This window comes from Limosilactobacillus panis DSM 6035, assembly GCF_001435935.1.
Lineage (GTDB): Bacteria > Bacillota > Bacilli > Lactobacillales > Lactobacillaceae > Limosilactobacillus > Limosilactobacillus panis.
In genome coordinates, this window is the sequence record NZ_AZGM01000003.1 from 1 (window position 1) to 24,284 (window position 24,284).

Consider the following 24,284-nt stretch of genomic DNA (forward strand, 5'->3'; position numbering starts at 1 on the left):
GTACGGTGGTGTGAGAGGTCGGTAATTGAACTAATCAATTACCTCCTACTCGATTCGTCCGTATGGACAATTAAAAAACGTTTAATAGCTCCTTGCGCTGTTTCGAATCTGTTGGCCTTCAAAAGGAGCGTAGAAAAGTATATAATGATGGTTAAGTTAAGAAAAAGAGGTGGCCCAGGTGACAGTTAAATTGACTTTAGTAATTGAGGACTTTACTGCACTGGGACAAATTTCCATGGTTGCAGCGACAACAGTCCTTCAAGCTATGGGGCGCTCAACGGCTCTATTACCTACCGCGGTCTTTTCCACACAAACAGAAGGCTTTGGCCAGCCAGTTACTATTGATACTCAACAGTGGTTGCAGCGAACCATTAACCACTGGGACCAGGCCGGTCTCGTTGTTAATAGTGTAGTGATTGGCTACCTGGGTAAAACTGCGCTAACCCATTCAGTTACTCAGGTTCTTGACCACTACCAACCCGAAATTCGGGTAATTGATCCGGTGATGGCCGACGAGGGTCAATTATACCCCGGCCTTTCGTCACAGCTTCCTGGTGCGCTCAGAGAGCTGTGTAAGCGGGCAACAGTAATTACGCCTAACTGGACAGAATTATGCCTCTTAGCGGGCGAACAACCGCGGGAATTCCAGGTAGGCCACTTACCCACCCTAATTGCTCAATTACGCGCAGCAGGTGTCTCCGCAGCCGTGGTAGTGACAGGGATAATCAGAGGGGGAAAGGTTAGTTGTTGCCTTTGCTCTGAAGAAGATTATCAATGGTATGATTCACCGCATTATCCCGGGCACTTTTACGGGAGTGGCGACGTCTTTGCTGCCTTATTGTGTGGTTACCTTGCGCAGGGGTGTCCACTAGAAGGGGCAGTTGAAAAAGCCAGCCAAGCGCTAGTAGTTGCTATCGAGGAAACCAAACTTTTAAATAATCAAGACCGAAAGTACGGAATGGAGATACAAAAACTACTTGCTTACCTATCAAGGGAGGATGAGAATTGTGAAAACGCAGCAAACCACTAAGAGATTAACCCTAGCGGCAATGTTGATTGCCCTGTCAATCGTTTTTGGCCGGGTTTTCCTGATTCCATTACCCTGGACCCACGGAAACGTCAACCTTTGTGACGCGCCAATCTTTGTTGGGGCCATGCTCCTGGGACCGTGGTACGGGGGAATAATTGGTGGTAGCGCCGGGTTGTTTCTTGATCTCTTGTCCGGATTCGGTCAGTACGCCCCGTTTTCCTTTGTTGCTCACGGGCTAGAGGGCTTAATTGCCGGCTGGCTGATGCGCTGGCTCCCGAACCGTTGGGGGCAGCTTCTTGGCCTGATCCTCGGTGTGGCGGTCATGGTTGTCTGCTACTTCTTTGCCGATTCCATTCTTTACTCCTGGAGCACGGGGGCCTTGGGGGTAATTCCTAATACGCTCCAAGGGGTTGTTGGAGCGGTGGTGGCCGTTTTGTTTGAACGCCCTTTGAAACGCAATTTGCACCTATCTCTCAAATAAGAGAGGAAGATAATGACGAACATATTAATGATTGAAGACAACCATTCTGTTTGCGAAATGATGGCAATGTTTCTTAAAAAGCAGAACTGGTACTATGAATTTGCTTACGATGGGATCGAGGCGGAAGAGAAGTTTAAGGCGGACCCCGACAAGTGGGATATCATCCTATTAGACTTGAATCTGCCGAAGAAGGACGGAATGCAGGTTGCTGCCGATATCCGTCGTATTTCATCCACCGTGCCGCTGATTATGCTGACGGCCCGGGACACGGAAAGTGACCAGGTCCTCGGCCTAGAAATTGGGGCAGATGATTACGTCACCAAGCCCTTTAGCGCAATTACCTTAATTGCCCGCATTAAGGCCCTTTACCGGCGGAGCAAGCTCGGTAAGACCGCTAGCGAAGCCCAGCAAAAGGATGATGGTGGCTTCGATGTCCAAACGAAGCACTTCCGGATGAACACCAAGACCCGAGAAGTATACCTCTACGATAAGCAGATTACCGACCTGACCCCCAAGGAGTTTGACCTTCTGAAAACCCTGGCCAGCAAGCCCCGCCAGGTTTTTACTCGTGAACAATTGTTACAACTGGTTTGGGACTATGAGTATTACGGGGATGAACGAACCGTTGATGCCCACATCAAGAAGCTCCGTCAAAAGCTGGAGGACCTTGGCCCGCAGGTGATTAAGACCGTTTGGGGAGTAGGCTATAAGTTCGATGATGAAAATAACTAAAATGAAATTAATGTATCGTTTAATGCTGAGCTTCTTTACGATCATTATGTTGCTGATGATCATCCTCAGCTTCTCGTTCATTAACGTTACTAATCAGACCCTCTACCATAATGTCTGGTTCCAGCTGCGTAACGATGCCGACAGCCTTGTCCAGGATGCTATCCGTTACAACCCGAGTGACCATAGCTTTGAGGGCTTTGCCTCACCGGCTTTGAATAGCAACGCTAAGCTCTTGTCCGACCAGAATGTCCACTTTGCGATCTATGATGCGACCCACAACCAGGTCTTTGCAAGTAACGGCTTTACCCCCACGATTACCGCTGATAAGTGGGCAAAACTAAAGAAGGGGGAGACCATCTACGTCCGAATTGCCACGCCCCAACTTTCCCGTAAGGTTGCTGATACCCGCCTTCCGCAGATGACGGAAATCATTCGGCCTTACCGGGTCAAGAATAAGCTAGTCGCCGTGTTGGCCATTGCGACCTTTGTGTCGTCGATTGAGCAAAACATGCACCAGATCAAAATTAACCTGATTATGGCCCTGCTGGTGGCCGGCCTGTTAACCCTGTTAGCGAGCTACTTCCTTGCCCGCTCAATCACGCGGCGGGTCCGTAACCTCCAACAGGCTACTGCTCAAGTGGCAAAGGAAAACTACGATGTTCAACTGCCGGCTTTGGGGAAGGACGAAATTGGTGACCTTGGCCACAGCTTTAACCAGATGACGGCCTCACTTAAGGCTTCCCAGGAGGAAATCCACCGTCAAGAGGAACGGCGCCGCCAGTTTATGGCTAACGCTGCCCATGAGATGCGTACCCCATTGACGACGATTAACGGGATCCTAGAAGGACTCCAGTATGACGTCATCTCGGAGGAGGATAAGAAACACAGTATTGAGCTGATGCAAAACGAAACCAAGCGTTTAATCCGGCTGGTTAACGACAACCTGAACTACGAAAAAATTCGGACGAACCAGATTACGATGGAACGGAAGCTGTTCGATGCGTCCGCAGTTTTACAGAACCTGGAAGAGCAACTGAGTAAAAAGGCCCAGGCCCAGGGAGATACACTAGACGTCGATGTTGCTAAGGGCCTGCTAGTTTATGCGGACTATGACCGCTTCGTGCAGATCATGTTTAACATCATCCAGAACGCAATTCAGTTCACTCAGCATGGTCAAATTAAGATTCGCGGGAAGCGAGTTGAAAACGGTACTCAGTTTACCGTTCAAGATAACGGCATTGGGATGACTCCTGAACAGTTGGAAAACATTTGGGAACGTTACTACAAGGCTGATCGTTCCCGGATGAATACAAAGTACGGTGAATCGGGCCTGGGGCTAGCAATTGTTCACCGCCTGGTTCAACTCCACGGGGGGAAGATTACCGCCCAAAGTGAGTACGGAAAAGGTAGCACCTTTTCCGTCTATTTCCCTGACGAAAAGACCGCTCTTAACAGTAAAAAAGAGGCCAATGATTAGTAAAGTTTTACGATCAAGACCAATTTTTTATAAAGCACTTACTTATTAATAGTATCAACCGGTTAACATGGTAGACCAAAAAAATAGGGGTTGTGCAAGCGTTTCCAGTATGATAAATTATCTCTTTGTAGATTGATTGATAGGAGAGAATTGTTATGTTTCTAAGCTATTTACTCGCATTGGTCCCGGCCGTTGGTTGGGGGATCATGCCATTAATTACTGGGAAGGTCGGCGGGTCCACCGTCAACCAGACATTTGGAATTGGGGCTGGTGCCACCATTATTGGTTTACTGGCCTTTGCGATTGCCCATTTGACGGGAAACCCGGGCGCAGTGGTCGTCAGTGCCCGCGGTTTTTGGATTTCCGTCCTCTGCGGGGCCCTGTGGTCGACTGGTCAAATTGGTCAGTTCGTTTCCTTTAAGCGGATGGGGGTTTCAAACACCATCCCGCTTTCCACGGTGTTCCAGTTAATTGGTAATTCCCTGATTGGGGTAATTATCTTTGGCGAATGGCACACTGCCACTGCCCGCCTGATTGGTTTTGGGGCCCTGGTAATTGTTATCATTGGTGCCTTGATGACGTCCGTAACCGACCAAAGTAGCGGAAAAAAGATCACCATTCAAAACTTCTTCTTCCTGCTGATTACGACCTTTGGTTACTGGGTTTACTCTGCCTTTCCTAAGATTCCATGGTTGGCAAATGAAAAGTCACTGGGGATCTTCCTTCCGGAAATGCTGGGAATCCTGTTAGGGTCCGTTATTTACACCATTGCTTCTGGAAACATCTCTGCATTTAAGCAGCGTGAACAATACCTCAACATCTTTGGGGGCCTTTCTTGGGGTATCGCTGCCCTGGCATACATTTTTGCCGGACGGGCCCTCGGGGTCAACGTTGCCTTTGTTTTCACCCAGTTAAACGTGGTGATTGCAACAATTGGTGGGGTTTTCGTTCTGCATGAACAAAAAACCCATCGTGAAATGGGCTTTACGATTGCCGGAATTATCTTCATCGTTGCCGGTAGTATCTTAACCGCATTTGCCCACTAAGCAAAAAGATAATAATCGATACTGAATAATATTTGAAAACACAAAACGAGGATGGAAGAACGATAGCTTCCCATCCTCGTTTTGTGTCTTAGTAAGGATAGTTATTCATCCGGTCGGCCCCGGTAATCTTGCGTACGGCCTTTGCGGGGACCCCAAGAACCAGGGAATCGGCCGGCATGTTGTGGGTAACCACCGCCCCGGCGCCAATTACGCAGCCGTCACCAATCGTCACTCCTGGGCAAATGGTAACGTTGGAAGCCAGCCAGCAGTTGTTGCCAATTGTCACCGGCTTACCGAATTCGATGTCGGTGACCTGGCCACTATCCTGCTTGCGAATGTTTCGTTGTGAATAGCACAGTGGGTGCATGGCGGTGACGATGGAAACGTTCGGTCCACACATGACGTTATCACCAATTTTAACCGGGCAGGTATCAAGAATTGTCAGGTTGAAGTTGGCATAGAAGTTTTTGCCAAGGCTGGTAAAGCGGCCATAGTCGACGTGAATGGGCCCTTGCAGGTATACGCCTCCCTGGTGGTCAGAAAAGAGGTGGTCGATAATTGTGTCGCGTTCAACCGTATCCTCATCGGCGGTCAGGTTGTAATCTCGGCAAAGACGATGGGCAAGTTGCGCGAACTGATTTAGCTCGGCGGTATCCGGGCAGTAGGGCTTGCCCGCGAGCATATCTTTAGTATTCTGTTCCATTAAAAGTCACTCCTTTGTTAACCTTATTATCACAAATGATGTAAACGTTTGCAACAAGTACCCAAAGGATTGAAACCGGCTTCGTAATTCGCTATTATTTAGTGGTGAAGTATTTTTAATTTAAGAAAGAGGCTCTGAAAATGACAACAGTAAAATTTGACAGTAGTGCCTTAAAACAATTTGTTCACGACAACGAATTAGGTGAAATGCAGGCAATGGTCAATGCCGCTAACGACGAACTCCGTAATGGGACCGGCGCCGGGGCAGACTTCCGCGACTGGCTCCACTTACCAACCGAATACGACAAGGACGAATTCGCCCGGATCAAGGCAGCAGCCAAGAAGATCCAATCCGACTCCGATATCCTGGTTGTTATCGGAATCGGGGGGTCCTATCTCGGTGCTCAAATGGCCATCGACTTCTTGCACAACACCTTCTACCAGGCCCAAAGCGCCAAGGACCGCAAGTACCCACTAGTAATCTTTGCCGGTAACTCCCTGAGCTCCACCTACGTTCACGACCTCTTACAACTGATCGGTGACAAGGACTTCTCCGTCGACGTTGTTTCTAAGTCCGGGACAACCACGGAACCATCAATTGCCTTCCGGATCTTCAAGAAGAAGTTGATTGAAAAGTATGGCCTAAAAGAAGCCAACAAGCGGATCTATGCCACGACTGATAAGGCTAAGGGTGCTTTGAAGACCGAAGCCGACGCCAACGGCTACGAATCCTTCGTTATTCCAGACGGGGTCGGTGGTCGTTACTCCGTCCTTTGCCCAGTGGGTCTCCTGCCAATCGCCGCTTCTGGTGCCGACATTGATAAGCTGATGGAAGGGGCTGCCCAAGCCGAAAAGGACTACGTTGACCCTGACCTGACCAAGAACGAAGCTTACCAATACGCTGCCTACCGGAACATCCTTTACCGGAAGGGCTATGAAACAGAGCTCCTCGAAAACTACGAACCAAACATGCGGATGTTTGCCGAATGGTGGAAGCAATTAGCCGGTGAATCCGAAGGTAAGGACCAGAAGGGAATCTACCCATCCAGCGCTAACTTCACCACCGACCTCCACTCCCTGGGTCAATACATCCAGGAAGGGCGCCGCTTCTTGATGGAAACCGTTGTTAAGCTGGACAAGCCTAACTTCGATGTTGAAATTCCTAGTGAAGACGACAACCTGGACGGCCTGAAGTACCTGGAAGGCAAGACAATGGACTTTGCCAACACCAAGGCCTACGAAGCCGTGGTCGCTGCTCACACTGCTGGTGGCGTTCCGGTAATGACGGTCCACATTCCAGAAGAAAATGAATACACCCTCGGTTGCCTGATCTACTTCTTTGAAGTTGCCATGGGTATCTCTGGGTACCTGAACGGGATTAACCCATTCAATCAACCTGGGGTTGAGGCCTACAAGACCAACATGTTTGGCTTGCTGGGCAAGCCCGGTTACGAAGAAGTTGGCAAGAAATTGCGGGCAGAAATGGAAAAGAACGAATAAGATTGACGGAGGCGGTGAAACGCCTCTTTTTTGATTATGGAGAAAAACAAAATCATTAAAAATCGGCAGATAATCCAACGGCGGTTAGTGGCCTGGATTGTCTTAACTATCTGCTTTCAAACCATTGCCGCAATCACCTCCTGGTTAATTGTGCAGATCATTGCCTGGATGTCAGCGGGATACTGTGTTATCTTAATCATCCTCTATTGCTATTTGGAGTGGCGACTGCTTCATTTGCAGTGATTAGCCACGTGTTATAATAGATTTAATGGATTAATTAGGTAGAGTTAGGAAAGTATTATATGACAATTGATCACCGTAATTTATCACGAATTAACAACCGAAAACTAGTTTTACAACAGCTTTTTAACAACAAGGAGACCTCCCGGGCGGAGATTGCCCGTCAGTTGCACCTAAACAAGTCGACAGTTTCATCAATCTATAGTGAACTAGATGACGAAGGCTTTATCGAAGAAGTCCGCCAGGGGGAATCGACCAGCAGTGGTGGCCGGAAGCCGCACCTGGTTTGTTTAAACCACAACTATGGCTTCGTCGCTAGCTTTAGTATTGGGACATCATACATGGCCTCCATGTTCAACAACACGAACGGGGAGATCATCCAGTATAACCGTCAGCCAATCGAACAGTTTGATATTCTGAACATCATGCAAATGATTAAGAAGGAAATCAAAAAAATGCAAAAAGTCGACCAGACGGGGCATGGCCTTCTGGCGATTGGTTTTTCCATCCACGGGATTGTCTACCAAAACAAGGTCCTGGATTCGCCATTCCTGGAATTGAACGGGATTGACCTGCAAGAATACTTCGAGAAGGAGTTTGCGGTCCCGGTTGTCCTGGAAAACGAGGCCAACCTGGCCGCCGTCTTTGAGAAGGACTACTATGCGGCCGACAACATTTCTGACCTGATTACTATTAGTATCCACCGGGGAATTGGGGTCGGTGTTATCGCCAACGGTAGCCTGTACCGGGGAAACCGGGGAATGGCTGGAGAAATTGGCCGGACCTTGATGAATGACCATGCTGGTAATGGCCATAAGTTGGTAAAAGTCGAATCACTCTGTTCAGAGGATGCCATTATTAACCAGGTCAAGGAGGTCAAGGGCCTCAAGGAAATCGACAGCGACCAGCTTGTTAAGCTTTACCATTACGACAGTCAGGTGCTGCGTATCTTTGACCATGCGATGGAACTGATTGCGGAAGCCTCATACAACGCCATCGTTTCCTTTGGCCCGCAGGAAGTTTACTTTAACTCCACCTTGTTTGAAGATATTCCGGAACTGTTTAAACAGGTTCAGGGAAAGCTCATTGAGATGGGGGCCTTTTCACCAATTAAGATGATTAAGGGCGCCCGGATGGCCTCGCTTTTGGGGGCCAGCTCGTTGGCAATTCACCAAGCGCTGAATCTAGAAGACTTCCAGTTGAAGCTTCAATGGCCAAACGAAGTCGAAAATATTGACTAATAGTAAAGTAAAGGACCCTTAGCCCCTCCGGAGGTTTCCCGGAGAGATAAGGGCCCTTTACTTTTGTTTAGTTTAACCGACAGAAGTTGTCCATTTAAAGTCTAGGTCCCGATCAGGTAGTTCAATTACCTGGCGGATGATCATTGCGGCTGCGCCTAGGAGAGAAACATAACGGGAGCCACTTATGACTGAAACGGGAATGGTGACCGCGTGCTGTTGAGCAGTAGCTTTAATTTTTGTGATAAGCTGAGGAATGAGCTCAATCAATGGGGAATTGATGAATATTTCTTCCGGCCCGTACAGCATCTGCAGATCAAACAACAGTTGACCTGTGACTTCCGCAAAAGAAGTTATGACACGGTCAACCTTGGGTCTGCCCGTAGCAACCACCCGTTTTAAAGTCGAGTAGTCTGCGTGTGGGTTAATACCAACGGCTTTAGTGATTGCTGCCTGAAGATGGTCAACAGACAAGTAGTCACCAATCTCTTGAAATTGCCCCATCAAATTAGGGACTTTGACGCTTCCTAACTCACCGGTCTTTCCCTGAAAGCCACTGAAGAGGTGGTGGTTGGCAACTACTCCAATCCCAGGACCCCGGTGGATGCTTAAAACAATAAAGTTAGCTGGACTGACATGGCGGGCATAATCGCGTTCGTAAATGGCGGCCAGGTTAGCCTCGTTTCCGACGATAACGGGAACATGGTAGTGGTTGGTAAAATACTCTTGGAAGTTGATTCCATTCATAGGGTAATAAGGTGAATGGGTAACCTTATTGTGGTCGACGATTGCGTGGATCGATATACTGATGCCAAGCAATCCGTGTGTCGTATCGTGTCGATTAGCTGCCTTGTGAAGCTGACGATTAATCAGTTCCATGACAGTAATAATATCTTGACCACAGGTATCGAAGCGCTGAAAACTGATTTCTTTGCCGTTTACGTAAAGAAACATTGTATAGAGGTGAGCGTAGGTAATATTGAAGCAGGCAACATAACCGTAGTGTCCATTGAAAGTGTACAGTTCAGGCTTCCGACCACCTACAGTAGTTGACTTTCCATGGCCCAGGTGGTGGATGTAACCCTGAGTGTCAAGTTCATCGAACAAAGAGGAAATTGTCGACCGGTGAAGGCCGGTGTACCGAGCAATATCTGCCCGCGAAATCGCCTGATGGTTAAACAGTTGCTGCTTAACAGTGCTAAGGTTAATACAACGGGTGGGACTGTGGTTGATTAAATAATCCATAATGATTCCTTTCAAAGTAAGAAGCTGGGAAAAATTTGCTTTTCCCAGCTTCTTAGTTGTTTTTAAACGTGATGACTATATCATAATTGAACGGTCTGGTGAGCATCAGTCAGTTTGAATTCCTTGATCTCATCATTAACGTGGACGTATAAGGTCGGCAATTTCTTCAGAGCGCTGACGTCAACGGTTAATTTGTTGTCCTTAATGGTAACCGTAATTTCACCCTGGTGGTTCCCTTCCTCATCAACCAATGGCTGGCTATGCTGACCAGCGGTTGGTTGGTAAACATGGAGAGTAGAGGCAGCTAGGTAATCATACTTGGCGTGCTCAGCGTTTGGCTCTTCAAGAAGGATGGCGTTTTGCCGCGCCAGAAGTGGCAGAGTCATATAGTCAAAATGTTCTTTAAACCATTGGCCATGAGCGACGTCATATGACTTATTGGTCAAAATATTTGTCCATTTACCAGCAGGGAGATAGTAATTACCTTCGCTACGGTCGTTGAAGATTGGAGCGACTAACAGCTGAGAACCCAACATGTATTGAGAGCCCAGTGGGGCAGCAGATTCATCACTAGGGAATTCTACAAACATTGGCCGCATCATCGGGTAGCCATTCTCGTGGGTCTCAACAGCTTGTTCGAAGAGGTATGGCATTAAAGCCAGCTTGTTCTTGACGAACTTTCTGGAAACTACAACTGCCTCATCCCCGTAATGCCATGGTACCCGGTATTCAGAACTACCATGATAACGGCTATGAGTGGAGAGTAAGCCAAACTGGGTCCACCGCTTGTAAAGGTCTGTTGGGCAATGGTCATTAAAACCGCCGATGTCATGACTCCAGAAGCCAAAGCCGGAGCTCATGAAGGACAGGCCGCCACGAAGGGAAGCGGCCATAGAAGTGTAACGTGAATCGCTATCGCCACCCCAGTTAACCGGGAACTGTTGAGTACCAACGGTTGCGGAACGAGCAAAGACTACGGCTTCTTTTTCACCCTTAACTTCTTTAATAGCATTAAAAACAGTCTGATTGTAAAGGAAGGTGTAGTAGTTGTGCATCCGCTTTGGGTCGGCACCATTGTAGTAGACCGCGTCCTTAACCGGAATTCGTTCACCGAAGTCGGTCTTGAAGGCATCAACACCCATATTGAGAAGGTCCTTAAGGTAGCCTTGATACCACTTGACTGCAGCTGGATTCGTAAAGTCTACGAAGGCGTTACCAGCTTGCCAGCGGTCCCACTGCCATGGATTACCGTCTGGTCGCTTGATTAAGTAGCCTTTATTCCGGGCCTCCATAAAGAGGCGGGATTTCTGGCCGATGTAGGGGTTGAGCCAGACACAAACCTTGACGCCACGGTCATGAATCTTCTTTATCAGGCCAGCAGGATCTGGGAACATATCCTTATCCCATTCAAAACTGGTCCATTCAAAGCCCTTCATCCAGAAGCAGTCGAAGTGGAAGACATCTAATGGGATGTTATTTTCTTTCATCTTATCAATGATGTTGAGAACCGTCTTTTCACTGTAATCAGTCGTAAAGGAGGTTGTTAACCAGAGGCCAAATGACCAGGCCGGTGGTAGGGCCGGCTTGCCAGTCAGACTGGTGTAGTTGACAAGGACATCCTTCGGGGTTGGTCCATAGATAATATAGTACTGGATACTTTCGCCTTCGACGCTAAATTGAACCTTGTCGTTATATTCAGAGGCCACTTCGAATGATACTGTTTCGGGTTCATCAACAAAAACACCATAGCCATGGTTGGTGATGTAGAAGGGGATGTTTTTGTAAGTCTGTTGGCTTCCAGTACCTCCATCCTTGTTAACGATTTCCACGCTTTGTCCATTCTTAACAAAGTGGGAGAACCGCTCACCGAGCCCGTAGACATTTTCACCAACATCGAGGTCCAAGGCCTCACGCATGTAGTGTTTACCGGTGTCACGATCGGTGATTTCAGCCTGCATCCCTGGTTCAGAAGTGGTGAGGAGCTTGCCTGCCCCCTTGAACTGCATCTTAAATGGCTGCTTGCCTAAGGGAATCGTTACAGAAAGATCACCAGTTTTGAGGGTGAAATGATCATCTTTAACTATATCAGCGTCCATCGTAACTTGTTGGTCATTGATGTGGAAACTTGGTTTAAGTGGAAATTGAGCAAAGTGAGTTAACTTTACCCCTAATACATTCTTCAACGGGGAAGTAAAGTTAATGGTGGTTGCCCCAATGTCAGTCGTCTGGTCACGACGGTCGGCGGGATGATAGGGAACAAATACTTCGGCCTTCTTGTGGTCCGCGCTGATACTGTAGTCATATACTTGTGCGGGTGAATTAATATCAAAATTTTCTTTGGTCAGCCATAAACCGTTAGTAAATTTCATATTGTACCTCCTGTAAGTTTGTCTATTACATAAACAATCCTAAATATGACCTGATTGTATATCGCAAAGTAAGCGCTGTCAATAGTGTAAAAAGGTGAAATTTACCTTTATTTTGACATTATATGTAGACAAAAACGCTAAATCTGAATTATAAAACTAATTACTGGAAACGCTTGCAAAATATTTTTAATGGGTCTACACTGTGTTTGTTTGGAAAGACAACAAACCCGGGATTGTCCAAATTGTTATTGATTTTGGAATTATTTATCGAGGTGCTATTTATGGATAAGGCTTCAGAAAAGCAAACAAAGATGCCTAACCTGGTTCATTGGCCAGAACGAATCAGTTACGCAGCAACTGACTTTGCCTGCAATTTGTCATTTGGTTTAATTTCTAACTTCCTGATGTTCTTCTACACTGATGCGTTTGGAATCTCAGCTGCGGCCGTCGGAACTCTGTTCCTGGTCGCACGGCTGGTTGATGCGGTCGATGGCCCCTTCTGGGGGATTATGATTGATCACACCCACACTCGGTGGGGGAAGTCACGGCCATACTGGTTATGGTTCGCCATCCCGTATTCCATCTTCTGTGTCCTGGTATTTTCTACGCCGCATATGAGTTTGGAAGGTAAGATTATTTGGGCCTACGTCACCTATATTGGCGTCGATGTTCTGTACTCATCAGTCAACATTCCAATTACGTCGATTCTGCCTAACCTGACCAACAACCCGAACGAGCGGGTAACATTAAGCACGATTCGGCAGTTCTTCGGTACTGCTGGTGGAACCCTGGTTTCCGTCTTGGCACTGCCAATGGTAAATGCCTTTGGTCATGGTAACGAGCAAAATGGGTTCTTCATTACTAGTATTATCCTAGCCATCATCGGCTGTGTTCTATTGCTTAATGCCTTTGCCAACACCCGTGAACGGATTCAGACGAAGGAATCTAAGCAGGCACTGCCAATCAAGACTTCCTTAAAGGCCTTGAAGCACAACTGGCCATGGGCGGTCATCATCTTTATCAACTTTATCTACTGGATGGGGATGCAAACCCGGAATCAAGTTACTGTCTATTTCTTCAAGTACAATATGAATGCCGCTTGGCTGACCTCAATCATGCTGGGGTTGCAACTGTTCGCGCTGATTACAGTTGCCATCACTCCATGGTGCTCAAAGAAGTTTGGCAAGCGTAACACGATGCTTTCCGGGATGCTAATTGCTATCATCGGCCAATTCGTTATGTGGCTTGGTGCAAAGACTGCTAGCGTACCCGTCATCATTGCCGCTAACATTATTGTTAACCTAGGGACCGGTTTGGTATCTGGTTTGATTGCCGTTATGCTGGCCGATGCCGTTGACTATGGTGAGTGGAAAAATGGTGTCCGGGCCGAAGGAATTGTTACCTCGTTCTCATCCTTCTCTGCTAAGTTTGGAATGGGAATCGGTGGTGCGGTCACCGGTTGGATCCTTAGCATGGGTGGCTACGTTGCCAACCACGCTCAGACCGCTTCCTCACTAAACGCCATTACAATTAACTATGTATGGGTACCAATGGTTGGCTTTGCCCTTTCTGCTATCGCTTTGATCTTCTACAAGGTTGACTCCTTCGAAGGTAAGATGCAGGCCGACTTACGGGCAAAGCACGCACGTGAAAATGCAGAAAACAAGTAATACTTAAGCTTGAACGGGGCTGGGAAAAATGAGAGTTCTTCCCGGCCCCTTTCCAGTCTGACAAGAATCGTGATATAGAATGGAGAAAAATATGCGAAAAAATTATTTAAGTATCGATGTTGGCGGGACCGACATCAAATACGGAATACTTGACCGGGCCGGAAACCTGATAACCCATGATAAACTCGGAACCCCTCAAGATGGGGTAGGGCCTTTCCTGGAAACCATTGATCAGATTATTAGAAGATACGTTGATCAAATCCGCGGTGTTGCATTTAGCATCCCCGGAACGGTTATTCCTGCTACTGGTGAAGTCAAAGTCGGGGGTGCATTACCCTACCTTGATGGCCTCAACTTGGTTGAACATGTTCATCAAGAGATAGATGACCAGCTCATTGTTGCTGTGGAAAATGATGGGAAGGCTGCAGCTTTGGCCGAACTATGGCTAGGTAACCTTCATAATATTAAGAATGGTGCAGCAATTGTTCTCGGTACTGGTGTTGGGGGGGGGTATCATCATCGGCGGTCACTTATACCGGGGGATGCACTACCAGGCGGGTGAGCTGAGTTTTATTCCCTTTAAAAATGGTAAGGATAAGTACGGGGTTGAAGGCTCAGCTGTCCGAATGATCAATAAAATTGCTAAGCATTACAATATCAGTAACATTAATGATGGGCCCGCTGTTTTTGGACAGATTAACCGCCGTGACCACTATGCCTACAAGGTATTTAAAAAGTATTGCTGGCGGATTGCCAACATGATTTTAAGCATTCAAGCCGTCGTTGACCTTGATCGTTACGTGATTGGTGGGGGGATCAGCGCCCAGCCGATTGTCGGTGATACGATTCGCACGGAATACGAAAAGCTAGTTGAGCAGGTGGACCTGGCAGGCATCCGGCGTCCCACAATCATGAAGGCCTATTTTGAAAATGATGCGAACCTGTACGGTGGAGTATATAACCTCTTGCTAGAGGTTAATAATGAGATATAAAGGAGGAAATTAAATGTATGCAACGGACTACCCGCACGGCTTCCCTGCAGGATTTATGTGGGGTGGTGCCAGTGCAGCAACCCAAATTGAAGGTGCCTGGAACATTGATGGTAAGGGACTGTCAGGCGCTGAATGCATTGTTGGTGGGGGTCAACACAATTCTACCCATGATAATGTAACGAAAGCGGCACTAGAGAAGGCAATTACCGACCAGTCAACTCAACGCTATCCTAAACGTCATGGAAATGACTTTTATCACCACTATAAGGAAGATATCAAGTTGATGGCGGAGATGGGCTTTAAAGCTTATCGTTTTTCCATTTCCTGGTCGCGGATTTTCCCCCATGGGGATGATCCAGCCCCTAACGAGCAGGGCCTTAAATTCTACGACCGCGTTTTGGCTGAGCTCCACCATTATGAAATCGAACCGGTAGTAACATTATTTCACTATGATACTCCTGCTGCTCTAACCCTAAAATATAACGGTTGGGCGGACCGGCGGATTATTAGGGCTGCCAAACGCTATACTCAGACAGTCTTAAAACGCTATGCAAACCAGGTTAAGTACTGGATGACTTTTAATGAAATTAATACAGGAACGACAGGCTTTCACGCGACCGGTGCGATTGACAACGATTATTCACCTGCCGCTCGGCTCCAGTTACGCTATCAGGCCCTACACCACCAATTTGTAGCCGGGGCAATTGCTACCAAGCAGTTGCGGGAGATTAATCCCCAGTCCAAGATGGGCTGTATGATTGGTCGAGACCAAACCTACCCTGCGACATCCAATCCCACAGATGTTGTCCTGGCCCAGCGAGAGGACCAGTTGAACCTCTTTTACCCGGACGTCCAGATTCGGGGGGAGTACCCGGCTTATATGAATCGCTACTTCTCTGACCACCATATTCACATTCAAATGGCTGCGGGCGATCAGGAGTTGTTAAAGGTGTATCATGCTGATTACCTGAGCTTTAGTTATTACACCTCCCGAGTTTCCAACAGTCGTCCGCTTGCCAGTGATAAGAAAATTACGGTAAATATGGCCCGTGGCTTCAATAACCCCTACTTGAAAGGAACACCGTGGGGCTGGCTAATTGACCCGCGTGGCTTGCGGGTCACACTAAATGAATTTTGGGACCGGTACCGAGTGCCACTATTTATTGTAGAGAATGGTCTTGGAGCGGTTGATCAATTAACGTCAACAATGAAAGTTCATGATGACTACCGAATTGCCTATCTAAAGGAACATATTGAACAGATTAAGGAGGCTGTCAGTGATGGGGTTAAGCTAATCGGTTACCTGATGTGGTCACCAATCGACATAGTTTCGTTTTCAACGTCCGAGATGAGCAAGCGTTATGGACTTGTGTATGTCGATCTTGATGACGATGGTCAAGGTACTTATAAGCGAATTCGTAAGGACTCGTTTTTCTGGTACCAACGCGTGATTGAAACAAATGGAGAAAAATTAGAGGAGGAAAACTAACATGTACGCAACTGATTACCCACGTGGATTTAAGAACGGCTTCCTATGGGGCGGGGCAACCGCTGCCAGCCAGATTGAGGGGGCCTGGAATATTGACGGGAAGAAGCTATCTGGAGCCGAGTGTATCCGGGGTGCAAAGGAGGGCGAGACCCACTCAACGCTTGATGAAGCAACCCGGCAAAGCATTGAGGAGGCAGTCAACAGTGATTCGGACCGCGATTATCCGAAACGCCACGGGAACGATTTTTATCACCGTTATCCAGAAGACATCAAGTTCCTTGCCGAGATGGGGTTCAAGGCCTTCCGAATTTCCATTGCCTGGTCACGGATCTTTCCGAATGGGGACGAGCTGACCCCAAACGAGAAGGGGCTCGCCTTTTACGACCGGGTCTTCGATGAAATGCACAAGTATGGCATTGAACCGGTCGTAACCCTATCCCACTACGAGATGCCGGTTGGTCTCACTCTGAAGTACAATGGTTGGGCCAGTCGGGAGGCAATTACCGACTTTACTCGTTATACGGCAACCGTCTTTAAACGCTACAAGGGTAAGGTTAAGTACTGGATGACCTTTAACGAGATCAATACCGGCACCACTGGTTTCCATGCCACCGGGGCCCTTGAGGACGGGTTAAAAACCACTAACGAGAAGCTCCAGTTGCGTTATCAGGCCCTCCACCACCAATTTATAGCGAGCGCATTAGCAACCAAGCAGCTCCACGAAATTATCCCGGGAGCCAAGATGGGCTGTATGTTAGCTCGGATGCAAACCTACCCGGCAACGTGTAATCCCGCTGACGTGATCATGGCCCAAAAGGTGGACCAGCTCAACCTCTTCTTCACCGACGTGCAGGTACGGGGAGAATATCCGGAATACATGAATCGCTACTTTGGCGAACACCACATTGTCATTAAGATGCTGGCTGGTGATCAGGAGCTGCTGAAGAAGTACCCGGTTGACTACCTCAGCCTAAGTTACTACATGTCGAGTGCAACGGCTGCCAAGGCAAGTCATGATGCGACAGCAGAGGCTTCTGGTAACCAGTATGCAGTGAAAAACAAGTACCTAAAGCAGACACCGTGGGGATGGCAAATTGATCCCCAGGGCTTGCGGGTGGCCCTAAACACTCTCTGGGACCGTTACCGGGTACCATTGTTTGTCGTGGAAAACGGCATGGGCACCTATGATAAGTTTAGTGATGATGGCAAGATTCATGACTCGTACCGGGTCGACTACCTGCGGGCCCACATTGAACAGATGAAAGAGGCCGTTAAGGATGGGGTTGACCTGATGGGTTACTTGACCTGGGCACCAATTGACCTGGTTTCCTTTTCCACCTCGCAGATGAGCAAGCGATACGGCTTCGTCTATGTTGATTTGGATGACAATGGTCAGGGAACTCTGAAGCGGACGCCGAAGGATTCATTTTACTGGTATAAGAAGGTAATTGCCACTAATGGTGAAGACCTCAAATAGTAAAGGATAAGAGAAGATAAATCGACCGCTAGTATTCGGCAATCCCGGGTACTAGCGGTCGATTTGTGTATATAATTCACGGTAACGGGCACAAAAAAAGAAGCTGGGAAAAAAGCACTAGGAGCGCGCTTTTTTTCCGCGATTACTGTGTAATATTCGGAGACAAAAGTGAGGCTGGTGAGAAAATAAAGTTTTCTCCCAGCCTCCTTTAATTTTTGTTGAATTGAATTAGTTGTTAGCCTTTTGCCGCTTAGCAGCTTGGTCACGAAGCCATTGTTCGATACTTTCCAGGGACTTACCTTGGGTTTCGAAGACCTTGGAGTGGACGAACCAGATGGCCAACAGGCAGAAGACACCGTAACCGATGAACAGGGTCCCCTTACCAAAGGCACTTAGCAGTGGTGGGAAGGTTAGGGAGACAATCATGTTAGCAGTCCAGTTAACACCGGCGGAGAAGGAGTTACCTAAACCACGGATGTTCAGTGGGAACATTTCACCAATCATTGTCCACATGATTGGGCCCCAAGTACCAGAGAATGATGCGATGTAAACAATCATTGAAAGAACGGCAACATCAGCAGCAAACTTGGACTCGGAGGAGTGCATCAGTCCCCAGCACATGATGAACAGAGTGATGGCCATTAACCAACCACCAACGATCAGCATCTTACGACGACTAACCCGGTTCATTAACCAGATACCGATAACCGTAACGATGACGTTGAAGATCCCAATCCAGATGTGAGAGAGAAGGGCGAAGTGAACACCGAAACCAGCGTCAGTGAAGATAGTTGGTGCGTAGTAAAGCACGGTGTTACAACCCATGACTTGTTGGAAGATTGCCAGACCAACGGCAGCGACAAGTGCTGGGTGAACGATTGGGCCGAATAATTCGTTCCAACCACCAGACTTAATAGCAGCCTGTTTCTTAATGTCTTCGATATCACCATTAACAACTTGTTCGTCGTTGCTGTTCATGGCCATCAGGACTTCACGGGCAACACTTTCCTTATTGTTACGAACCAGATAACGTGGTGATTCTGGCAGAATAATAGCACCGCAGAATAGGATAGCAGCGGGAATAGCGGCAAAGCCGAGCATCCAACGCCAACCAGTGTAGAGACCTTGCAGCCAGAAGTTAAGCAGGTAAGCCAGCAGCAAACCAGTCATAACCATTAACTGGAAAAGTCCAGACATCATCCCCCGCTTAGCAGCAGGTGCTAATTCGGCAAGGTAAGTTGGAATCAAGGCAGAGGCAGCACCAACGGCTAACCCTAAGATGATCCGGGTGACGATCAATGTCCAGAGTTCTGGAGCTAACCCAGAACCGAGGGCCCCGATGAAGAATAGGATTGAAGTGAACATCAATAGCTTCCGCCGACCGTAGCGGTCAGAGAAAGGTCCAATTGTGATGGCACCAAGGATGGCACCAAGCAAGACAGCGGATACGACACAACCCTGTTGCCAGGAATTCAATGATAATTGCTTTTCGATAAAGAGGATGGCACCAGAAATTGAACCGGTATCGTAACCAAATAAGAGACCACCAAGGGCGGCGAAGAAGTATATCCACCCGGCGGAAAGTTTATGTTTCATAATTTTGATCTCCTTATATATCAAAACCAAATTAATAGACAGAAACAAGTTAGTTGTTTATGTATGTGTTGGTTTTAATAACCAACCAACATCTTAACAATAACACAATGTCCTTAAAAAGAAAACCCTTTCATGATATGCTAATAAACAAATTACGATCATAAAAAAGTAAATATATAATTATGTATAAGTCATAAAATGACAAATTAAGGTTACGAATAGAACTAACGAACGGGTGATTTAAATTGGATAATAGAAATGTAAGAGCTTTCAAAAAATGGAGGTGACAGCGATGCAGAAATTTGTTTCGATTCCCACAATTGAGTCCGGCCTGTACATGTTTGGCGGTCATATGCATACTGTCAACGGTTCCTGGTCGTTTTTTGAGCAGCGTCATCAGGCTTTTGAGCTGATGGTCGTGACTGAGGGACACCAGATCACCGAGTTTCGTGACCAGGCTGCTGTTAATATGGGGCCGGGGGACGCCCTGATCATTTCTCCGGGGACTTACCATACCAACCGTAACGCCAGTGCTACGGCAAAGATGACGTACATGTGCCTGCACTTTGACTTTGAAGATACCCAGATTCGTTCCCGGATGATTGGCTTGATTGCTAATAAGCTTTTTAAAGCAGAGACCCCGTTTGCCCAGTTGTCGAAGGCTACCCTTAGCAAAATTGTCGACCTTAGTCGGGATCGGGAGCACCAGAATGAGTTTGACACCCAGGTTAACATTGAAATTGTCCTTCTTAAGTACCTTCGTGATTTAAATCAACTGATGGGGGATGTCGATTACCGTCATGACATGCCTTACAGCAACAAGGAGGCCAAGATTGGCCGGGATATCGTGATGGCAATTGAGAATCGGGTCAACAATGATGACCGTAGCCCATCCTTTAATTTCAGTGATATCTGTAAGGAACTCGCCATTAGTAGTGGTTATGGTCACCGGGTGTTTAAAAAGGTGTACGGGATTACCCCTTTGCACTTCATTGACCGGGAGAAGTACAAGAAAGCCCAACGACTTTTGGAGTATTCAGGAAATTCGATTGAGGAGATTGCTTACATGGTCGGGGCCGGTAATATTTCCATCTTCAGTAAGCAGTTCAAGAAATGGTCGGGCTATTCACCAAGCGAGTACCGGAAGCAGGTCATCCATAAGCGTTCGGTCCGTTCCAAGAACAATGTCGGCTACTTCGAGTAGAATTTAACAAGAATCAACCCACATAGCAGGTCATAATTTGACAAATTCCTGTCAGGTTATGGTCTGTTTTTATATTGTGAAACCGCATACAATAAAAAGTGTTGATGAAGCAGTTGCTTCGTTTACACAACTAACTTACTTTTCTGCTCTGTATTTATTATTGGTATTGTTTATTTTTAAGTAAGGGATGATTTTAATGGAAAAAGCACCTGCTGGAAAAGTAGATGAGTTCGCGAAATTATCATGGCGTGAACGTATTTGTTACGGTGCCGGAGACTTAGCACAAAACTTAATCTTCGGAACTATTGGATCGATGTTACTATTTTATTTGACAACGGTTTTTGGTATTTCTGCCGCTGCCGGGGCAACCATCTTCTTGATTGTCCGTTGGGTCAACGTTTTCTGGGACCCATGGGTAGGGACCGTTGTTGACAAGAGTCACTTCAAGCATGGTGGAAAGTACCGGCCATTTTTAATTTACTTTGGTATTCCACTGACAATCTGCTGTGCCTTAGTGTTCTTGCCAATTCAAGCTGTCCGGGGTAACGTTATTTACGCTTTTGTATCATACCTGGCAACGGCCTTGATTTACTCATTCGTTAATATTCCATATGGTTCTTTTAATGCATCATTGACCCGTGATAACGATGAAGTTTCCACTCTGACGACTGTCCGGATGACCGAAGCTAACATTGGTAACCTGCTGGTTTACACGTTCTTACCACTGTTCGTTCAATTAGCATCACCAGACAAGCAGTTGAAGGGGATCGGTTTGTTTGGCATCAAGCTGAACTTAGGTAACTACGCTTCCCCACACGCTGCTGGTGCTTACTTCAAGGTCATGATTATTTACATGATCATTGGTTTCATTATGTTGCTCTGCACTTACTTCGGTGTTAAGGAACGGGTTCTGCCAACCGCTAAGGAAACCGCTTCTGTTAAGTTCTCTGACCTGTGGAACGAATTAATTGACAACAAGCCACTGCAAATTTTGGGTTGGTTCTTCCTGATTGGCTTTACCTTCATGTTCTTTGGAAACACCGTATGGCCGTTCTTCGTTCAATACAACATTGGTCACTCCGAATGGATGGCTTCAATCAACCTGATTGGTTCCATTCCAGGAATCTTCTTGGTATTCTTATGGCCAATCATCCGGAAGAAGATTGGTAAGAAGGGCTTCTTCTACTTCTTCTTAATCCTGTTCATCATCGGTCAACTGATTTTGTGGGTATGGTCATTCCCTGCCTTCAAGAACAGCATTGCCCTTGGTTACATCGGTCGTTTCATCATGCAATGGGGGATTACTGCTGCCACCGGTTACATGTGGTCCCTGGTTCCAGAAGTTATTTCCTACGGTGAATGGCACTCTAAGAAGCGGGTTGCCGGGATCATCAACTCCATCATGGGTCTGTTCTTCAAGATTGGGCTGGCCCTCGGGGGAATCATTCCTGGTTACATCAACGCCTTCTGCCACTTCAATGGTAATAATGCCACCCAACCAAAGTCCGCTTTGACTGGTATTTCAGTTTCTATGATTTGGATTCCAATTATTCTGGCTGTTGTTGCAATGTGGATTATGAGCAAGTACCCACTGAGTGATCCAGAAGTTGATAAGATCAACCACGAAATTGAAGACAAGCGGAAGCAACAAGCAGATAAGTAGTTTTGACGATAATATAGGAAGGAAGATTTCCATGAATATTTACGTTGACATCAACGCGCCGTTTTCGGGGGAAGGTTCAAAAGACTATCCTTTCCGTTCGATTCAAGCCGCTGCCGACATTGCACAGCCGGGAGACACAGTCTTAGTTGCTCCCGGGACCTACCGGGAAAATGTTGACCCTAAGCATGCCGGAACTAAGGATGCCCGGATTACTTACAAGTCAACTGTTCCATTGGGTGCCGTTATCTCTGGTGCCGAAAAGGTGGATAACTGGGAAGAAGTTGCCGGTGACGTTTGGAAGGTTGCTGTTCCTAACAGCATCTTTGGGGACTATAACCCTTACACAACCCGGGTTGCTGGGGACTGGTTCGATGCGCGGATCGTTGCCCACACCGGTGAAGTTTACCTGAATGATGTGGCTTTATACGAAGTTAATAGCTTGGATGAGGTTAAGAAACCGGTCAAGAACGAAAAGTCTTGGTACCCAGAACGGACCCTGTATACCTGGTACGCTGAACAGGATGAAGAGGCCGATACGACCATCATCTACGCCAATTTCCAGGGCAAGGACCCTAATAAGGAGAACGTTGAAATCAACGTCCGGGAAAACTGCTTCTATCCCCAACAAGAGGGAATCGGCTACATTACCTTAGCTGGTTTTGGGGTAACGAAAGCAGCTACCCAGTGGGCACCGCCGACAGCTTACCAGGAAGGGATGATTGGTCCCCACTGGTCCAAGGGATGGATCATTGAAGACTGTGACGTTTCTCACTCCAAGTGTTCAGGAATCTCCTTAGGGAAGTATTTACAACCAAATAACAACAATAAGTGGTCCAAGTGGAAGTACAAGGATGGTACCCAAACTGAACGGGACGCCATTTGCCAAGCTTCCTACGAAGGCTGGGACAAGGAGCACGTGGGTTCCCACATCATCCGGCGTAACCACATTCACGACTGTGGTCAAACTGGGATTGTTGGGCACTTGGGTGGTGTCTTCTCCACAATTGAAGATAACGATATCCACGACATTAACGTCCGGCAAAACCTGGCGGGGGCCGAAATCGGTGGGATCAAGATGCATGCCGCCATTGACGTTACCTACCGGCACAACCACATCCACCACTGTACACGGGGACTATGGCTAGACTGGCAGGCCCAAGGGACCCGGGTTACCCAGAATATCTTTGACCACAACAGCCTGCCAAACGACTTCAAGACCACTAAGGACAACCTCGGTGACTTGCTGAGCGGACTGGGTGAAGATATTTGGATTGAAGTTTCCTTTGGTCCAACGCTGATTGATAACAACCTCTTCTTATCCGACCGTTCGATTCGTTTTGCTGCCCAAGGGGTTGCCTTTGTCCACAACCTGATTGCTGGTAGCTTTACCGCTACTGGCCGGGGGACCGACAACAACTCAGTCAACCTGCCATCGAACCGGTTCACTCCATACCATGAAATTCACGGTACGAAGGTAATGGGCTTCATGACGATTCAGCACGGGGACAACAAGTTTTACAACAATATCTTTGTTCAACAACACCTCCGTCCTGAAATGCAGAAGATTGCTGATGCAATGAAGGGCAAGCCAGATGACTGGGACGACTACAACTTTGAAGTCGGGACCAAGCCGTTCACTGACTACCCAACCTTCGAAGAATGGGACAAACAGTTTGATGGTTACTGTGGTATTTACGCACCAAACAGTGACCATTACTACAGCCACCTGCCAGTTTGGGCTGCCGGCAATGTTTACCTGAATGGTGCCCAAGCTACGGCGAAGGAAGAGGATCCTTACGTTGATAGTAAGGACCAGGTTGAATTGGCCCTTGAAAAACGGGAAGATGGCCTGTACCTGAAGACCAACCTTTACGACTTTGTTCCTGAAAAGACCGACGGCGTAATCTCCACCAAGAAGATTGCGATGGCCTTTGAACCGGAAGAAAAGTACGAAAACCCAGATGGCACACCAATTACCTTTAACCACGACTTCTTCGGAAACCACCGCGACGGCGTTAAGGTAACCGCGGGACCATTTGCAAGTGAAAAGGGAGTTAACAATAAGCTCTTCTAATTTATGAAATCGAGTAGGAGGTAATTGATTAGTTCAATTACCGACCTCTCACACCACCG

Annotated in this window: 20 protein-coding genes; 16 read left to right on the plus strand and 4 right to left on the minus strand. The window is 47.3% G+C overall.

The genetic code is table 11. The features are described from left to right. The first annotated feature begins 178 nt into the window (after positions 1–178). The 5 genes from FD32_RS00070 (at position 179) to FD32_RS00090 (ending at position 4,766) form a co-directional block, all read left to right on the plus strand. Positions 179–1,030 carry a bifunctional hydroxymethylpyrimidine kinase/phosphomethylpyrimidine kinase gene (locus FD32_RS00070; protein WP_053002978.1) on the plus strand — a complete coding sequence of 284 codons (852 nt, stop codon included), beginning with the start codon at positions 179–181 and terminating at the stop codon, positions 1,028–1,030. Next, positions 999–1,511, plus strand: coding sequence for an ECF transporter S component (locus FD32_RS00075; RefSeq protein ID WP_053002977.1), 513 nt, complete (start codon positions 999–1,001; stop codon positions 1,509–1,511). The genes FD32_RS00070 and FD32_RS00075 overlap by 32 nt, the downstream gene beginning before the upstream one ends. A gap of 12 nt (positions 1,512–1,523) precedes the next feature. Beyond that, on the plus strand, positions 1,524–2,243 hold the full coding sequence (locus tag FD32_RS00080) for a response regulator transcription factor (protein WP_047766833.1): 720 nt from the start codon (positions 1,524–1,526) through the stop codon (positions 2,241–2,243). Position 2,244: 1 nt separating this feature from the next. Next, positions 2,245–3,720, plus strand: a complete 1,476-nt coding sequence (locus tag FD32_RS00085) for a sensor histidine kinase (RefSeq protein ID WP_047766831.1) — start codon at positions 2,245–2,247, stop codon at positions 3,718–3,720. Positions 3,721–3,875: 155 nt separating this feature from the next. Further along, positions 3,876–4,766, plus strand: coding sequence for a GRP family sugar transporter (locus FD32_RS00090; protein WP_047766829.1), 891 nt, complete (start codon positions 3,876–3,878; stop codon positions 4,764–4,766). An 88-nt stretch (positions 4,767–4,854) separates the two neighbouring features. Here the strand turns inward: FD32_RS00090 and FD32_RS00095 are convergent, their stop codons facing one another. Beyond that, positions 4,855–5,469 (minus strand): sugar O-acetyltransferase, encoded by a 615-nt coding sequence (locus tag FD32_RS00095; protein WP_047766826.1) that lies wholly within the window; start codon positions 5,467–5,469, stop codon positions 4,855–4,857. 140 nt (positions 5,470–5,609) lie between these two features. Between FD32_RS00095 and FD32_RS00100 the strand changes: the two genes are divergently transcribed. The 3 genes from FD32_RS00100 to FD32_RS00110 are packed head-to-tail and all read left to right on the plus strand — an operon-like array spanning position 5,610 to position 8,449. Further along, the gene (locus FD32_RS00100; RefSeq protein ID WP_047766824.1) at positions 5,610–6,968 is read left to right on the plus strand and encodes a glucose-6-phosphate isomerase; all 1,359 of its coding nucleotides are present in this window, start codon (positions 5,610–5,612) and stop codon (positions 6,966–6,968) included. A gap of 36 nt (positions 6,969–7,004) precedes the next feature. Continuing rightward, positions 7,005–7,211: a hypothetical protein gene (locus FD32_RS00105; protein WP_047766822.1), complete on the plus strand. Its 207-nt coding sequence runs from the start codon at positions 7,005–7,007 to the stop codon at positions 7,209–7,211. 59 nt (positions 7,212–7,270) lie between these two features. Continuing rightward, a complete protein-coding gene (locus FD32_RS00110) occupies positions 7,271–8,449 on the plus strand; it encodes an ROK family transcriptional regulator (protein ID WP_047766820.1) in 1,179 nt (392 codons plus the stop codon). A gap of 72 nt (positions 8,450–8,521) precedes the next feature. On the opposite strand, the gene FD32_RS00115 is transcribed toward FD32_RS00110, so the two are convergent. Further along, positions 8,522–9,691 carry an ROK family transcriptional regulator gene (locus FD32_RS00115; RefSeq protein ID WP_047766818.1) on the minus strand — a complete coding sequence of 390 codons (1,170 nt, stop codon included), beginning with the start codon at positions 9,689–9,691 and terminating at the stop codon, positions 8,522–8,524. An 80-nt stretch (positions 9,692–9,771) separates the two neighbouring features. After that, positions 9,772–12,060, minus strand: coding sequence for an alpha-xylosidase (yicI, locus tag FD32_RS00120; RefSeq protein WP_047766815.1), 2,289 nt, complete (start codon positions 12,058–12,060; stop codon positions 9,772–9,774). A 281-nt stretch (positions 12,061–12,341) separates the two neighbouring features. On the opposite strand from yicI, the gene FD32_RS00125 reads away from it, so the two are divergent. From FD32_RS00125 to FD32_RS00140, 5 genes are all read left to right on the plus strand, one after another. After that, entirely contained in the window at positions 12,342–13,730 is a 1,389-nt protein-coding gene (locus tag FD32_RS00125) for an MFS transporter (protein WP_047766814.1), read from the plus strand. A 91-nt stretch (positions 13,731–13,821) separates the two neighbouring features. Next, entirely contained in the window at positions 13,822–14,292 is a 471-nt protein-coding gene (locus FD32_RS10385) for an ROK family protein (RefSeq protein ID WP_237754706.1), read from the plus strand. Further along, positions 14,201–14,722 (plus strand): ROK family protein, encoded by a 522-nt coding sequence (locus FD32_RS10390; protein ID WP_268872401.1) that lies wholly within the window; start codon positions 14,201–14,203, stop codon positions 14,720–14,722. The genes FD32_RS10385 and FD32_RS10390 overlap by 92 nt, the downstream gene beginning before the upstream one ends. A gap of 13 nt (positions 14,723–14,735) precedes the next feature. Continuing rightward, positions 14,736–16,211, plus strand: a complete 1,476-nt coding sequence (locus tag FD32_RS00135; protein ID WP_047766812.1) for a glycoside hydrolase family 1 protein — start codon at positions 14,736–14,738, stop codon at positions 16,209–16,211. Between the two features lies 1 nt (position 16,212). Beyond that, the gene (locus FD32_RS00140) at positions 16,213–17,688 is read left to right on the plus strand and encodes a glycoside hydrolase family 1 protein (protein ID WP_047766810.1); all 1,476 of its coding nucleotides are present in this window, start codon (positions 16,213–16,215) and stop codon (positions 17,686–17,688) included. A gap of 228 nt (positions 17,689–17,916) precedes the next feature. Here the strand turns inward: FD32_RS00140 and FD32_RS00145 are convergent, their stop codons facing one another. Continuing rightward, a complete protein-coding gene (locus tag FD32_RS00145; RefSeq protein WP_047766807.1) occupies positions 17,917–19,284 on the minus strand; it encodes a sugar porter family MFS transporter in 1,368 nt (455 codons plus the stop codon). 292 nt (positions 19,285–19,576) lie between these two features. Between FD32_RS00145 and FD32_RS00150 the strand changes: the two genes are divergently transcribed. The 3 genes from FD32_RS00150 to FD32_RS00160 all read left to right on the plus strand — a co-directional run bounded on the left by FD32_RS00150 (position 19,577) and on the right by FD32_RS00160 (position 24,225). Then, positions 19,577–20,488, plus strand: coding sequence for an AraC family transcriptional regulator (locus tag FD32_RS00150; RefSeq protein ID WP_047766805.1), 912 nt, complete (start codon positions 19,577–19,579; stop codon positions 20,486–20,488). 196 nt (positions 20,489–20,684) lie between these two features. Then, positions 20,685–22,151: an MFS transporter gene (locus FD32_RS00155; RefSeq protein WP_047766803.1), complete on the plus strand. Its 1,467-nt coding sequence runs from the start codon at positions 20,685–20,687 to the stop codon at positions 22,149–22,151. A 31-nt stretch (positions 22,152–22,182) separates the two neighbouring features. Beyond that, complete coding sequence (locus FD32_RS00160; RefSeq protein WP_047766796.1) at positions 22,183–24,225, plus strand: right-handed parallel beta-helix repeat-containing protein; 2,043 nt, start codon at positions 22,183–22,185, stop codon at positions 24,223–24,225. Positions 24,226–24,284: the final 59 nt, after the last annotated feature.

Bases quoted from the DNA above. Each gene is read 5' to 3' on its own strand.
- FD32_RS00095 (WP_047766826.1), bottom strand. From the start codon at position 5,469: ATGGAACAGAATACTAAAGATATGCTCGCGGGCAAGCCCTACTGCCCG.
- FD32_RS00100 (WP_047766824.1), top strand. From the start codon at position 5,610: ATGACAACAGTAAAATTTGACAGTAGTGCCTTAAAACAATTTGTTCAC.
- FD32_RS10390 (WP_268872401.1), top strand. From the start codon at position 14,201: ATGGTGCAGCAATTGTTCTCGGTACTGGTGTTGGGGGGGGGTATCATC.
- FD32_RS00155 (WP_047766803.1), top strand. From the start codon at position 20,685: ATGGAAAAAGCACCTGCTGGAAAAGTAGATGAGTTCGCGAAATTATCA.
- FD32_RS00140 (WP_047766810.1), top strand. From the start codon at position 16,213: ATGTACGCAACTGATTACCCACGTGGATTTAAGAACGGCTTCCTATGG.
- FD32_RS00160 (WP_047766796.1), top strand. From the start codon at position 22,183: ATGAATATTTACGTTGACATCAACGCGCCGTTTTCGGGGGAAGGTTCA.
- FD32_RS00135 (WP_047766812.1), top strand. From the start codon at position 14,736: ATGTATGCAACGGACTACCCGCACGGCTTCCCTGCAGGATTTATGTGG.
- FD32_RS00080 (WP_047766833.1), top strand. From the start codon at position 1,524: ATGACGAACATATTAATGATTGAAGACAACCATTCTGTTTGCGAAATG.
- FD32_RS00110 (WP_047766820.1), top strand. From the start codon at position 7,271: ATGACAATTGATCACCGTAATTTATCACGAATTAACAACCGAAAACTA.
- FD32_RS00090 (WP_047766829.1), top strand. From the start codon at position 3,876: ATGTTTCTAAGCTATTTACTCGCATTGGTCCCGGCCGTTGGTTGGGGG.
- FD32_RS00075 (WP_053002977.1), top strand. From the start codon at position 999: ATGAGAATTGTGAAAACGCAGCAAACCACTAAGAGATTAACCCTAGCG.
- FD32_RS00145 (WP_047766807.1), bottom strand. From the start codon at position 19,284: ATGAAACATAAACTTTCCGCCGGGTGGATATACTTCTTCGCCGCCCTT.
- FD32_RS10385 (WP_237754706.1), top strand. From the start codon at position 13,822: ATGCGAAAAAATTATTTAAGTATCGATGTTGGCGGGACCGACATCAAA.
- yicI (WP_047766815.1), bottom strand. From the start codon at position 12,060: ATGAAATTTACTAACGGTTTATGGCTGACCAAAGAAAATTTTGATATT.
- FD32_RS00125 (WP_047766814.1), top strand. From the start codon at position 12,342: ATGGATAAGGCTTCAGAAAAGCAAACAAAGATGCCTAACCTGGTTCAT.
- FD32_RS00150 (WP_047766805.1), top strand. From the start codon at position 19,577: ATGCAGAAATTTGTTTCGATTCCCACAATTGAGTCCGGCCTGTACATG.
- FD32_RS00115 (WP_047766818.1), bottom strand. From the start codon at position 9,691: ATGGATTATTTAATCAACCACAGTCCCACCCGTTGTATTAACCTTAGC.
- FD32_RS00085 (WP_047766831.1), top strand. From the start codon at position 2,245: ATGAAATTAATGTATCGTTTAATGCTGAGCTTCTTTACGATCATTATG.
- FD32_RS00105 (WP_047766822.1), top strand. From the start codon at position 7,005: ATGGAGAAAAACAAAATCATTAAAAATCGGCAGATAATCCAACGGCGG.